The organism is Pseudomonas sp. GOM6 (assembly GCF_029537485.1).
Classification (GTDB): domain Bacteria; phylum Pseudomonadota; class Gammaproteobacteria; order Pseudomonadales; family Pseudomonadaceae; genus Aquipseudomonas.
In genome coordinates, this window is the sequence record NZ_JARPUS010000010.1 from 79,939 (window position 1) to 92,734 (window position 12,796).

A 12,796-nucleotide genomic window follows, 5' to 3' on the forward strand; every position below is an offset into this window, starting at 1 on the left:
AGATGCAGCATGGCGAAAGTGACCTTTATCGGCCTGGGTGTGATGGGCTACCCGATGGCCGGCCATCTGGTTCGCAATGGCCACGAGGTTTGTGTGTACAACCGCTCTGCGGAAAAAGCCGAGCGCTGGTGTGCCGAGCATGGCGGGCGCAGTGCGCCGACTCCTCGTGAAGCGGCACTAGGTTCCGAGTTCGTGATGGTCTGCGTGGGTAATGACAACGACCTGCGCAGTGTGGTGTTGGGGGCTGACGGAGCCCTGGCCGGGATGGCGCCCGGCAGTGTGCTGGTTGACCACACCACGGCCTCTGCAGATGTCGCCCGCGAGCTCGCCGTCCAGGCTGCCGAGCGTGAGCTGGGTTTTCTTGATGCCCCGGTTTCCGGTGGCCAGGCGGGGGCCGAGAATGGCGTGCTGACGGTGATGGTGGGCGGTGACGCTATTTTTTACGAGCGCGCCGAACCGGTTATCGACAGCTATGCGCGGATGATCAAGTGCATGGGCCCGGTGGGCAGTGGTCAGTTGACCAAGATGGTCAACCAGATCTGCATCGCCGGCCTGGTGCAGGGGCTGTCCGAGGCCCTGCACTTCGCCCAGTGTGCGGGCCTCGATGGGCATGCGGCCATGGAGGTGATCAGCAAGGGCGCGGCGCAGTCCTGGCAGTTGGAGAATCGTCATCAGAACATGCTGGCGGGCAAGTTCGACTACGGCTTCGCCGTCGACTGGATGCGCAAGGATCTGTCGATCCTGTTGGACGAGGCTCGTCACAACGGCGCCCAGCTGCCGGTGACCGCGCTGGTCGATCAGTTCTATGCCGATGTGCAGGCCATGGGAGGGGGGCGCTGGGATACCTCCAGCCTGATCGCCCGGCTCAAGCAGGTGCCGGGCAAGGCCTGAGGTAGGGCGCCTGGTGGTAAAGCGCCTGCCTGCCGGTAGCGCGCTTTACTGGGCGAAGCGTTAGAATCGCCGCCTTTCAGCTTTCACGGGTTGCTTGATGCAATGTCGTCCCGGGTGCGGTGCTTGCTGTATCGCGCCATCCATCAGTTCTCCCATACCCGGCATGCCCAATGGCAAGCCGGCCGGGGTGCGCTGCCTGCATCTGTCGGCTGAGTCGCTCTGTACTATTTTTGGTCAGCCCGAGCGCCCTGCGGTGTGTTCGGGCTTTGCCGCTGATATCGAGGTCTGTGGCGATAGCCGCGAAGAAGCCATTCGCCTGATCGGCTGGCTGGAACTCGCCACGGCCTGATTTTCATGCCTGCGCAGGCGGGCTTAATTCTCCTGAGGATCGATGATGATTTCGTCTAGAGCGGCGGCTCTGTTCGCCTTTGCATTGCTGGGCAGCGCCATGGCGCAAGCCGAAGACTGGAAGCTGGCCAAGGATGAAGCCGGTATCCAGATCTACCTGAGCGACGTGCAGGGTTCGAAATACAAGGCTTACCGCGGGGTTACCACCATTGCCAGCGATATGGCCACGCTACGCGCCCTGCAGGAGGATGTCACAGGTTCCTGCAGTTGGATTCATGCCTGTGCCGAGCAGCGTCTGCTCAAGCACGAAGGCGCGGAAAGCTGGGTCTATACCCGTTTCGATATGCCTTGGCCGGTGACTGCGCGCGATTCGGTGCTGCATGTGGTAACGGAAGAGAGCGCCGATGGCAGCCTGCTGCGCACGCTCGAAGGCCAGCCGCGGTTTATGCCGGAGAAAGACGGCAATGTGCGGGTCGCCAGCCTGGAAGGCTACTGGCGTCTGGTGCCGAAGGGCGCGGGCAAGGTCGAGGTAACCTATCAGGTGCATACCGAGCCGGGTGGTAGTGTGCCTTCCTGGCTGGCCAACAGTTTCGTGGTGGATGCGCCGTTCAATACCCTGGAACAACTGCGGGCCATGGCCGAAAAGCGCTGAGGCTGAAATGAAAAAGGGCTGCCAATGGGCAGCCCTTTTGGTTGGAGGAGGCGAGCTTAGCCGCGCTCTTCCAGCGGTACCAGATCGCGACGATCATAGCCGGTGTACAGCTGGCGCGGACGGCCAATCTTGTAAGGGCTGGAGAGCATTTCCTTCCAGTGCGAGATCCAGCCGACGGTACGAGCCAGGGCAAAGATCACGGTGAACATGCTGGTCGGAATGCCGATCGCTTTCAGGATGATGCCCGAGTAGAAGTCCACGTTCGGGTACAGGTTGCGTTCCTTGAAGTACGGATCGTTACGGGCAATCTCGTCGAGCTTCATGGCCAGCTCCAGCTGCGGGTCATTGATACCCAGCTCAGCCAGTACTTCGTCGCAGGTCTGTTTCATGACCTTGGCGCGCGGGTCGAAGTTCTTGTACACGCGGTGACCGAAGCCCATGAGCTTGAACGGATCGTTCTTGTCCTTGGCCTTGGCGATGTACTTATCGATGTTCTCGACGCTGCCGATTTCGTCCAGCATGCTCAGGACGGCCTCGTTGGCGCCGCCGTGAGCCGGGCCCCACAGCGCAGCGATACCGGCGGCGATACAGGCGAACGGGTTGGCACCGGAAGAGCCGGCCAGACGCACGGTGGAGGTGGAGGCGTTCTGCTCATGATCGGCATGCAGGACGAAGATGCGGTCCATTGCCTTGGCCAGTACCGGGCTGATCGGTTTGATCTCGCACGGGGTGTTGAACATCATGTGCAGGAAGTTTTCCGCGTAGTTCAGGTCGTTACGCGGGTACATCATGGGCTGGCCCATGGAGTACTTGTAGGTCATGGCGGCGATGGTCGGCATTTTGGCGACCAGGCGCATGGCCGAGACTTCACGATGGTGCGGATTATTGATGTCCAGCGAGTCGTGGTAGAAGGCGGAGAGGGCGCCGACGACACCGCACATGATGGCCATCGGGTGGGCATCGCGGCGGAAACCGTTGAAGAAGTTCTTCAGCTGCTCGTGAACCATGGTGTGGTTCTTGATGGTGCTGACGAACTTGGCCTTTTCTTCTGCGTTGGGCAGTTCGCCGTTCAGCAGCAGGTAGCAGGTTTCCAGATAGTCGGATTTTTCGGCCAGCTGTTCGATGGGGTAGCCGCGGTGCAGCAGGACACCGGCGTCGCCGTCGATGTAGGTGATCTTCGACTCGCAAGAGGCGGTCGACATAAAGCCAGGATCAAAAGTGAAGCGACCCGTGGCGGTCAAGCCCCTCACGTCGACAACATCGGGACCGACGGTGCCGGTCAGTACGGGCAGCTCTACGGGGGCATTGCCCTCGATGATCAACTGCGCTTTTTTGTCAGCCATGTGCGGCCTCCTGTTTATGCTTGGAATCATCAGACAGCCCCCCACGCAGGGCCCGGGACACTATAGAGCCATAAATCTGAAAGTCAATTTGCGAAAACCCAGGCAGCAGAGGGGTTTCAGCCCTGTTTTAGGGCGACTGTCGGGGCCTAATACGACATTTATATAGGCAGGCGCAATCCGCTTTTAAGCGAGGGTCTCTGCGTTGTCATTAGTGACCTAACTGTCTATACTCTGCGCCCGGCCGCCAATGGCTTGAAAGCCTGCAAGCAGGCGGCTGGCACTCCCTTGGTGAGGGGTACCTGACCAGTGCACTTCCCGACAACTTGCCCTGTTTGTTAGGGGCCTCTAGTGTGAAAAAAGCCGTGAATAGCCAACGACCTGTAAACCTAGATCTCAGGACCATAAAACTCCCAGTCACAGCTTATACGTCCATTCTGCACCGTGTTTCCGGTGTCATCCTCTTCTTGGGAATCATCGTGATGCTCTATGCGCTCGATAAATCCCTGGCTTCCGAGGAAGGCTTTGCAGAAGTCAAGGCGTGTCTGACCAGTCCGCTGGCCAAGCTGATTGTGTGGGGGCTGCTGTCCGCTCTGCTGTATCACCTGGTGGCCGGTGTGCGCCATCTGATCATGGACATGGGTGTCGGCGAGTCGCTGGAAGGCGGCAAGCTGGGCTCGAAGATCGTCATCGCCGTATCGGCGGTGGTCATCGTTCTGGCGGGGATCTGGATATGGTAACCAACGTCACCAACTTCTCTCGCTCGGGTCTCTATGACTGGATGGCTCAGCGTGTTTCTGCGGTTGTTCTCGCGGCTTATTTCATCTTCCTGATTGGCTACCTGGTAGCTCATCCAGGCCTCGGTTATGCCGAGTGGCATGCTCTGTTCTCTCACACTGCAATGCGCATCTTCAGCCTGCTGGCTCTGGTTGCGCTCATCGTGCACGCCTGGGTCGGCATGTGGACCATCACTACCGACTACCTGACCCCTATGGCTATCGGCCGTTGGGCGACTGCTGTGCGTTTTCTCATCCAGGCATTGTGCGGCGTGCTTCAGTTCGTCGTATTTGTTTGGGGTGTGCAGATCCTGTGGAGTTTCTGATCCATGTCTAGCATTCGTACTCTTTCCTATGACGCCATCATCGTCGGTGGCGGTGGCGCAGGCATGCGTGCCGCGCTGCAACTGGCCCAGGGTGGCCACAAGACCGCGGTAGTAACCAAGGTCTTCCCGACCCGTTCGCACACTGTGTCCGCTCAAGGCGGCATCACCTGCGCCATCGCGTCGGCCGACCCGAACGACGATTGGCGCTGGCACATGTACGACACCGTCAAGGGCTCCGACTACATCGGCGACCAAGACGCGATCGAATACATGTGCTCTGTAGGCCCGGAAGCTGTGTTCGAGCTTGAGCACATGGGTCTGCCGTTCTCCCGTACCGAGCAGGGTCGTATCTACCAGCGTCCGTTCGGTGGCCAGTCCAAGGACTTTGGCAAAGGTGGCCAGGCTGCTCGTACTTGCGCTGCGGCCGACCGTACCGGTCATGCGCTGTTGCACACCCTGTATCAGGCCAACCTGAAAGCTGGCACCTCGTTCCTCAACGAGTGGTACGCCGTCGACCTGGTGAAGAACCAGGACGGTGCCATTGTCGGCATCATCGCCATCTGCATTGAGACCGGCGAAACCGTCTACATCCGCTCCAAGGCCGTGGTCCTGGCCACTGGCGGTGCTGGTCGTATCTACGCCTCCACCACCAACGCCCTGATCAATACCGGTGATGGCGTGGGCATGGCCCTGCGTGCTGGCGTGCCGGTGCAGGACATCGAGATGTGGCAGTTCCACCCGACCGGTATTGCCGGCGCTGGTGTGTTGGTTACTGAAGGCTGCCGTGGTGAGGGTGGCTATCTGATCAACGCCCACGGCGAGCGCTTCATGGAGCGCTATGCGCCGAACGCCAAAGACTTGGCTGGCCGCGACGTGGTTGCCCGCTCCATGGTCAAGGAAGTGATTGCCGGTAACGGCTGTGGTCCGGACAAGGATCACGTGCTTCTGAAACTTGATCACCTCGGTGAGGACGTGCTGCACAGCCGCCTGCCGGGCATCTGTGAGCTGTCGAAGACCTTTGCTCACGTTGATCCGGTGGTTGCTCCGGTTCCGGTTATCCCGACCTGCCACTACATGATGGGCGGCGTAGCCACCAACATTCATGGTCAGGCCATCACTCAGGACGCCAACGGCAACGACAAGATCATCGAAGGTCTGTTCGCTGTAGGTGAAGTGGCTTGCGTATCGGTACACGGCGCGAATCGTCTGGGCGGCAACTCGCTGCTCGATTTGGTGGTATTCGGTCGCGCTGCCGGTCTGCACCTGGAGAAGGCACTGAAAGAAGGTGTCGAAACCCGCAGTGCCAGCGAGACCGACATCGAGGCTTCGCTCAAGCGCCTGTCCGGCGTCAACGAGCGCAGCAACGGCGAAGACGTGGCTCCGCTGCGTAAAGAGCTGCAGCAGTGCATGCAGAACTACTTCGGTGTATTCCGTACTGGTGAATACATGAAGAAGGGCATCGCTCAGCTTGCTGACCTGCGCGAGCGCATCGGCAACGTTAAGATCGCCGACAAGAGTCAGGCCTTCAACACGGCGCGTATCGAAGCGCTGGAGTTGCAGAACCTGCTGGAAGTGGCCGAAGCCACTGCCATCGCCGCTGATACCCGTACCGAGTCCCGTGGCGCACATGCCCGCGAAGACTTCGAGGATCGCGACGACACCAATTGGCTGTGCCACTCCCTGTACTTCCCGGGTGAGAAACGTGTTGCCAAGCGCGATGTAAACTTCGCGCCTAAGACCGTTCCCGCATTCGAACCGAAAGTGCGTACTTATTGAGGATGGCCAGTATGTCTCTTGGTAAAACTTTGCAAGTCAGCGTTTATCGCTACAACCCGGAAAAAGATGCTGCACCGTTCATGCAGGACTTTACCGTTGAGATCGACGGCAAGGATCTGATGGTGTTGGACGTTCTCGCCCTGATCAAAGAACAGGACGAAGGCTTCTCTTACCGTCGCTCCTGCCGTGAAGGCGTCTGCGGCTCCGATGGCATGAACATCAGCGGCAAGAATGGCCTGGCCTGCATCACTCCGATCTCCACCGTGGTGAAGGGTGACAAGCTGGTGATTCGCCCGCTGCCGGGCCTGCCGGTCATTCGTGACCTGGTTGTTGATATGAGCATCTTCTACAAGCAGTACGAGAAGGTGCAGCCGTTTCTGCAGAACGATACTCCGGCCCCGGCTATCGAGCGTCTGCAGAGCCCGGAAGAGCGCGAGAAGCTGGACGGTCTGTACGAGTGCATCCTGTGCGCGTGCTGCTCCACCAGCTGCCCGTCCTTCTGGTGGAACCCGGACAAATTCCTCGGTCCCGCTGCGCTGCTGCAGGCCTATCGTTTCCTGGCCGACAGCCGCGACACCAAGACCAACGAGCGTCTGGCGTCCCTGGATGACCCGTTCAGCGTGTTCCGCTGCCGCGGCATCATGAACTGCGTGAATGTGTGCCCGAAGGGTCTGAACCCAACCAAGGCTATCGGTCACGTACGCAACATGCTGCTGCAGAGCGGTACCTGATAGCGCCACTGTTTCACCTGTAACACCTGCCCGGCGGAGCGATTCGTCGGGCAGTAAAACCCAGAACCCCAGCTCACAAAGCCAGGGTTCTTATTTGAAAAGAAATGACGACCAGCAGGGGCATCCGGGCTGGTGCCCGGACTATCTGCGGGATCCGTAGTGGCTTACCGAGTCGCTGCTTCAGGACTTTGAATGGCCAAGTTACGGCTTCCACGCCGGTGGTGTCCCCTTACCGAGGGTGACCAAGCATGCAAGAAAGCGTGATGCAGCGCATGTGGGAAAGCGCCCACCTATCAGGTGGCAACGCAGCCTACGTGGAAGAGCTCTACGAGCTCTACCTGCACGATCCCAACGCTGTGCCAGAAGAATGGCGCACTTACTTCCAGAAATTGCCGACTGATGGCAATTCCGCCACTGATGTCTCGCACTCCACGGTGCGCGATCAGTTCGTGCTGCTGGCCAAGAACCAGCGCCGCGCTCAACCGGTATCCGCCGGGAGCGTGAGCAGCGAGCACGAGAAGAAGCAGGTGGAAGTACTGCGTCTGATCCAGGCGTACCGCATGCGCGGCCACCAGGCTTCGTCGCTCGACCCGCTGGGTCTGTGGCAGCGTCCTGTGCCGGCCGACCTGGCGGTCAACCATTACGGACTGACCGACGCTGACCTCGACACTACCTTCCGCACCGGTGAGCTTTACATCGGCAAGGAGGAGGCGACTCTACGAGAAATCCACGAGTCCCTGCAGCAGACATATTGTCGCACCATCGGTGCCGAGTTCACCCATATCGTCGACTCCGATCAGCGCAAGTGGTTCCAGCAGCGTCTGGAAAGCGTGCGTGGCCGCCCGGCGTACTCCGCCGACGTGCAAGGCCATGTGCTTGAGCGCCTGACTGCTGCCGAAGGCCTGGAAAAATACCTGGGCACCAAGTATCCGGGGACCAAGCGTTTCGGTCTGGAAGGCGGCGAGAGCCTGATTCCGATGCTGGACGAGATCATCCAGCGTTCTGGCTCCTACGGCACCCAGGAAATCGTCATCGGCATGGCCCACCGCGGCCGTCTGAACGTACTGGTCAACACCTTCGGCAAGAACCCGCGCGATCTGTTCGACGAGTTCGAAGGCAAGCAGGTCGAAGGCCTGTCCTCTGGCGACGTGAAGTACCACCAGGGCTTCTCCTCCAACGTCATGACTCCGGGCGGTGAAGTGCACCTGGCGCTGGCATTCAACCCGTCGCACCTGGAGATCGTCTCTCCGGTGGTCGAGGGTTCCGTGCGTGCGCGCCAGGATCGCCGTCAGGATGCGACCGGCGACAAGGTACTGCCGATTTCCATTCACGGTGACGCGGCATTCGCCGGTCAGGGCGTGGTCATGGAAACCTTCCAGATGTCGCAGACCCGTGCCTACAAGACCGGTGGCACCATCCACATCGTCATCAACAACCAGGTGGGCTTCACCACCAGTCGTGCCGACGATGCGCGTTCCACCGAGTACGCCACCGACGTCGCCAAGATGATCCAGGCGCCGATCCTGCACGTGAATGGCGACGACCCGGAAGCTGTGCTGTTCGTCACCCAGCTGGCCGTTGACTACCGTATGCAGTTCAAGCGCGACGTGGTCATCGACCTGGTCTGCTACCGTCGTCGCGGTCATAACGAGGCCGACGAGCCGAGCGGCACCCAGCCGCTGATGTACCAGCAGATTGCCAAGCAGCGCACCACGCGTGAGCAGTATGCTGAGAGCCTGGTACAGAGCGGTCGCATCGATGAAGAGGCGGTCAAGGCCAAGGTCGAGGAATACCGCAGCGCACTGGACAATGGCCAGCATGTGGTCAAGAGCCTGGTCAAGGAGCCGAACAAGGAACTGTTCGTCGACTGGAAACCCTACCTGGGGCATGCCTGGACCGCGCGTCACGACACACGCTTCGAGCTGAAGACGCTGCAGGATCTGGCTAGCAAGCTGCTGGAAATCCCAGAAGGTTTCGTGCTGCAGCGTCAGGTCGCCAAAGTGCTGGAAGACCGCGCCAAGATGACCGCCGGTGCCATGCCGATCAACTGGGGCTACGCCGAGAACCTGGCCTACGCGACCCTGCTGTTCGAAGGCCACCCGGTGCGCATGACCGGTCAGGACGTGGGGCGCGGCACCTTCTCGCACCGCCATGCGGCGCTGCACAACCAAAAAGACGCCACCACCTATTTGCCGCTGCAGAACCTGTACGAAGGTCAGCCGCGCTTCCAGCTGTACGACTCCTTCCTCTCGGAAGAAGCGGTACTGGCGTTCGAATACGGCTATGCCACCACCATGCCGAACGCGCTGGTGATCTGGGAAGCCCAGTTCGGTGACTTCGCCAACGGTGCCCAGGTGGTGTTCGACCAGTTCATCTCCAGTGGCGAGCACAAGTGGGGGCGTCTGTGCGGCCTGACCATGCTGCTGCCGCATGGTTATGAAGGGCAGGGCCCGGAGCACAGCTCCGCACGCCTGGAGCGCTATCTGCAGTTGTGTGCCGAGCACAACATGCAGGTTTGCGTGCCGACCACGCCGGCGCAGGTCTACCACATGCTGCGCCGCCAGGTGATTCGACCGCTGCGCAAGCCGCTGGTCGTGCTGACACCGAAGTCGCTGCTGCGCCACCCGCTGGCCATCTCGACCCTGGAAGAACTGGCCGAAGGCTCGTTCCAGACTGTGATCGGCGAGATCGATCCGATCGATCCGAAGAAGGTCGATCGCGTCGTGCTGTGCAGCGGCAAGGTCTACTACGACCTGCTGGCCAAACGTCGTGCAGAAGGTCGCGAAGACATCGCCATCGTCCGTATCGAGCAGCTCTATCCGTTCCCGGAAGACGACCTGACCGAGGCCCTGGCCCCGTACAAGAACGTCAAGCACATCGTCTGGTGCCAGGAAGAGCCGATGAACCAGGGCGCCTGGTACTGCAGTCAGCACCACATGCGTCGCGTTGCTACTGCGCACAAAAAGGGCCTGTTCCTTGAGTATGCCGGTCGCGATGCCTCGGCCGCGCCGGCCTGTGGCTACGCTTCGATGCACGCTGAGCAGCAGGAAAAACTGCTGAACGACGCCTTTACTGTTTAACGCCTTCGCGCATTGGGGCGACGGCATGGGTCGTCGCCCCCTGAAGAAACGAATTTAAGGAAACACACACAATGGCTATCGAGATCAAAGCCCCAACCTTCCCGGAATCGGTTGCCGACGGCACCGTGGCTACCTGGCACAAGAAGCCGGGCGATGCGGTCAAGCGCGATGAGCTTATCGTCGACATCGAAACCGACAAGGTGGTGATGGAAGTACTCGCCGAAGCCGACGGCGTTCTCGCCGAGATCGTCAAGAACGAGGGTGACACCGTGTTGTCCGGCGAACTGCTGGGCAAGCTGGGTGATGCCGGCTCTGCGGTCGCCGCTGCTCCGGCTGCTGCCGCTCCAGCCGCGGCACCTGCCGCTGCTGCCGCTCCGGCTGCCGCCGATGACGCCATCCTGTCTCCGGCTGCGCGCAAAATTGCGGAGGAGGGCGGTATCGACCCGAACTCCATTACCGGTACCGGCAAAGGTGGTCGCGTGACCAAGGAAGACGCCGTCGCTGCTGTCGCCGCCAAGAAAGCCGCTCCGGCTGCTGCCCCGGCCGCCAAGCCGGCTGCTCCGGCTGCCGATGCACCGCTGTTTGCCGCAGGCGACCGCGTCGAGAAGCGCGTGCCGATGACCCGTCTGCGTGCCAAGGTTGCCGAGCGTCTGGTTGAAGCCCAATCCACCATGGCTCAGCTGACCACCTTCAACGAAGTCGACATGACCGAGGTCATGGCCCTGCGTTCGAAGTACAAAGATCTGTTCGAGAAGACCCACAACGGCGTGCGCCTGGGCTTCATGTCCTTCTTCGTCAAGGCCGCTGTCGAGGCGCTGAAGCGTCTGCCGGCGGTCAATGCTTCGATCGACGGCAACGACATCGTCTACCACGGCTACCAGGACATCGGCGTGGCCGTGTCCAGCGACCGTGGCCTGGTAGTGCCGGTACTGCGCAACGCCGAGCTGATGAGCCTGGCCGAGATCGAAAACGGCATTGCCACCTTCGGTAAGAAGGCGCGTGAAGGCAAACTGTCGATCGACGAGATGACCGGCGGCACCTTCACCATCACCAACGGTGGTACCTTCGGTTCGATGATGTCGACCCCGATCGTCAACCCGCCGCAAGCCGCCATTCTGGGCATGCACAACATCATTCAACGCCCGATGGCCATCAATGGCCAGGTGGTGATTCGCCCGATGATGTACCTGGCGCTGTCTTACGACCACCGCCTGATCGATGGTAAGGAAGCCGTGACCTTCCTGGTAACCATCAAGAACTTGCTGGAAGACCCGGCGCGCCTGCTGCTGGATATCTAAAAGCCAGTTTCTCCAACGGCGGCCCTATAAGCAGGGCCGTCCGGTTTATTTGAGAAGGAATACGTTATGACCCAGAAATTCGACGTGGTAGTCATCGGTGCCGGCCCCGGCGGCTATGTAGCCGCCATCAAAGCAGCTCAACTCGGTCTGAAGACCGCCTGCATCGAGAAGTACCAGGACAAGGATGGCAAGGTGGCCCTGGGTGGCACCTGTCTGAACGTCGGCTGCATCCCGTCGAAGGCGCTGCTGGACAGCTCCTACAAGTACCACGAGGCCCATGAAGGCTTCAAAGTGCACGGCATCGAGGCCAAGGGCGTCACCATCGACGTGCCGCAGATGGTCGCGCGCAAGAACACCATCATCAAGAACCTGACTGGCGGGGTCGCCGGCCTGTTCAAGTCCAACGGCGTCACCCTGCTGGAAGGCCACGGCAAGCTGCTGGCCGGCAAGAAAGTGGAAGTCACCGGTCTGGACGGCAAGACTCAGATCGTCGAAGCCGAAAACGTGATCCTCGCTTCCGGTTCCCGTCCGGTCGATATCCCGCCGGCTCCGGTTGATCAGGACGTGATCGTCGACTCCACCGGAGCTCTGGAATTCCAGGCCGTACCGAAGAAGCTGGGTGTGATCGGCGCCGGCGTTATTGGTCTGGAGCTTGGCTCGGTGTGGGCCCGTCTGGGCGCCGAAGTCACTGTGCTGGAAGCAATGGACAAGTTCCTCGCCAGCGCCGACGAGCAGATCTCCAAGGAAGCGCTGAAGATTTTCAGCAAACAGGGCCTGGACATCCGCCTGGGCGCTCGCGTCACCGGCAGTGAAGTGAAGAAAAAGCAGGTCACCGTGACCTTCACCGACGCCACTGGCGAGCAGAAGATGACCTTCGACAAGCTGATCGTCGCCGTCGGTCGCCGTCCCGTGACGACTGACCTGCTGGCTGCCGACAGCGAAGTTACGCTGGACGAGCGCGGCTTCATTTACGTCAACGATCAGTGCGAGACCAGCGTGCCGGGCGTTTACGCCATTGGTGACGTGGTACGCGGCGCCATGCTGGCGCACAAGGCCTCCGAAGAGGGCGTGATGGTTGCCGAGCGTATCGCCGGTCACAAGGCGCAGATGAACTACGACCTGATTCCGTCGGTGATCTACACCCACCCGGAAATAGCATGGGTCGGCAAGACCGAGCAGCAGCTCAAGGCCGAAGGCGTAGCGATCAACGTCGGTACCTTCCCGTTTGCCGCCAGTGGCCGTGCCATGGCTGCCAATGACACCGCTGGTCTGGTCAAGGTCATCGCTGATGCCAACACCGACCGCGTGCTGGGTGTGCATGTAATTGGTCCGAGCGCGGCCGAGCTGGTCCAGCAGGGCGCCATCGGCATGGAGTTCGGCACCAGCGCCGAAGACCTGGGCATGATGGTGTTCTCGCACCCGACTCTGTCCGAGGCACTGCACGAAGCAGCCCTGGCGGTGAATGGCCACGCCATCCACATCGCCAATCGCAAGAAGCGTTGATGCAGCGAGCGCCTCGTATAACGGGGCGCTCATGCAGCGGCACAACCACGGCGGGCGGCCCGCGGCGATTCGCTA

General features: G+C 60.6%; 11 protein-coding genes. 10 read left to right on the forward strand and 1 reads right to left on the reverse strand.

Going from position 1 to position 12,796, the window contains the following annotated elements:
• Positions 1 to 9 precede the first annotated feature (9 nt).
• The 3 genes from P7A97_RS13285 (at position 10) to P7A97_RS13295 (ending at position 1,891) form a co-directional block, all read left to right on the forward strand.
• On the forward strand, positions 10 to 891 hold the full coding sequence (locus P7A97_RS13285) for an NAD(P)-dependent oxidoreductase (RefSeq protein WP_277690429.1): 882 nt from the start codon (positions 10 to 12) through the stop codon (positions 889 to 891).
• A 97-nt stretch (positions 892 to 988) separates the two neighbouring features.
• Positions 989 to 1,240 carry a YkgJ family cysteine cluster protein gene (locus P7A97_RS13290; protein WP_277690430.1) on the forward strand — a complete coding sequence of 84 codons (252 nt, stop codon included), beginning with the start codon at positions 989 to 991 and terminating at the stop codon, positions 1,238 to 1,240.
• A 42-nt stretch (positions 1,241 to 1,282) separates the two neighbouring features.
• The gene (locus tag P7A97_RS13295) at positions 1,283 to 1,891 is read left to right on the forward strand and encodes an START domain-containing protein (RefSeq protein ID WP_277690431.1); all 609 of its coding nucleotides are present in this window, start codon (positions 1,283 to 1,285) and stop codon (positions 1,889 to 1,891) included.
• 56 nt (positions 1,892 to 1,947) lie between these two features.
• Here the strand turns inward: P7A97_RS13295 and gltA are convergent, their stop codons facing one another.
• On the reverse strand, positions 1,948 to 3,234 hold the full coding sequence (gltA, locus tag P7A97_RS13300; protein ID WP_277690432.1) for a citrate synthase: 1,287 nt from the start codon (positions 3,232 to 3,234) through the stop codon (positions 1,948 to 1,950).
• Positions 3,235 to 3,584: 350 nt separating this feature from the next.
• Here gltA and sdhC point away from each other — a divergent pair, with 350 nt between their 5' ends.
• The 7 genes from sdhC to lpdA all read left to right on the forward strand — a co-directional run bounded on the left by sdhC (position 3,585) and on the right by lpdA (position 12,721).
• Positions 3,585 to 3,971, forward strand: a complete 387-nt coding sequence (sdhC, locus tag P7A97_RS13305) for a succinate dehydrogenase, cytochrome b556 subunit (RefSeq protein ID WP_277690433.1) — start codon at positions 3,585 to 3,587, stop codon at positions 3,969 to 3,971.
• Positions 3,965 to 4,333, forward strand: coding sequence for a succinate dehydrogenase, hydrophobic membrane anchor protein (gene sdhD, locus P7A97_RS13310; protein ID WP_277690434.1), 369 nt, complete (start codon positions 3,965 to 3,967; stop codon positions 4,331 to 4,333). Before sdhC ends, sdhD begins: the two co-directional genes overlap by 7 nt.
• A gap of 3 nt (positions 4,334 to 4,336) precedes the next feature.
• Positions 4,337 to 6,109, forward strand: a complete 1,773-nt coding sequence (sdhA, locus tag P7A97_RS13315; protein WP_277690435.1) for a succinate dehydrogenase flavoprotein subunit — start codon at positions 4,337 to 4,339, stop codon at positions 6,107 to 6,109.
• A gap of 11 nt (positions 6,110 to 6,120) precedes the next feature.
• Positions 6,121 to 6,840, forward strand: coding sequence for a succinate dehydrogenase iron-sulfur subunit (locus P7A97_RS13320; RefSeq protein WP_277690436.1), 720 nt, complete (start codon positions 6,121 to 6,123; stop codon positions 6,838 to 6,840).
• Between the two features lie 248 nt (positions 6,841 to 7,088).
• Positions 7,089 to 9,920, forward strand: a complete 2,832-nt coding sequence (locus P7A97_RS13325) for a 2-oxoglutarate dehydrogenase E1 component (RefSeq protein WP_277690437.1) — start codon at positions 7,089 to 7,091, stop codon at positions 9,918 to 9,920.
• 71 nt (positions 9,921 to 9,991) lie between these two features.
• Positions 9,992 to 11,218 (forward strand): 2-oxoglutarate dehydrogenase complex dihydrolipoyllysine-residue succinyltransferase, encoded by a 1,227-nt coding sequence (gene odhB, locus P7A97_RS13330; RefSeq protein WP_277690438.1) that lies wholly within the window; start codon positions 9,992 to 9,994, stop codon positions 11,216 to 11,218.
• Positions 11,219 to 11,284: 66 nt separating this feature from the next.
• Positions 11,285 to 12,721, forward strand: coding sequence for a dihydrolipoyl dehydrogenase (lpdA, locus tag P7A97_RS13335; RefSeq protein WP_277690439.1), 1,437 nt, complete (start codon positions 11,285 to 11,287; stop codon positions 12,719 to 12,721).
• Positions 12,722 to 12,796 lie beyond the last annotated feature (75 nt).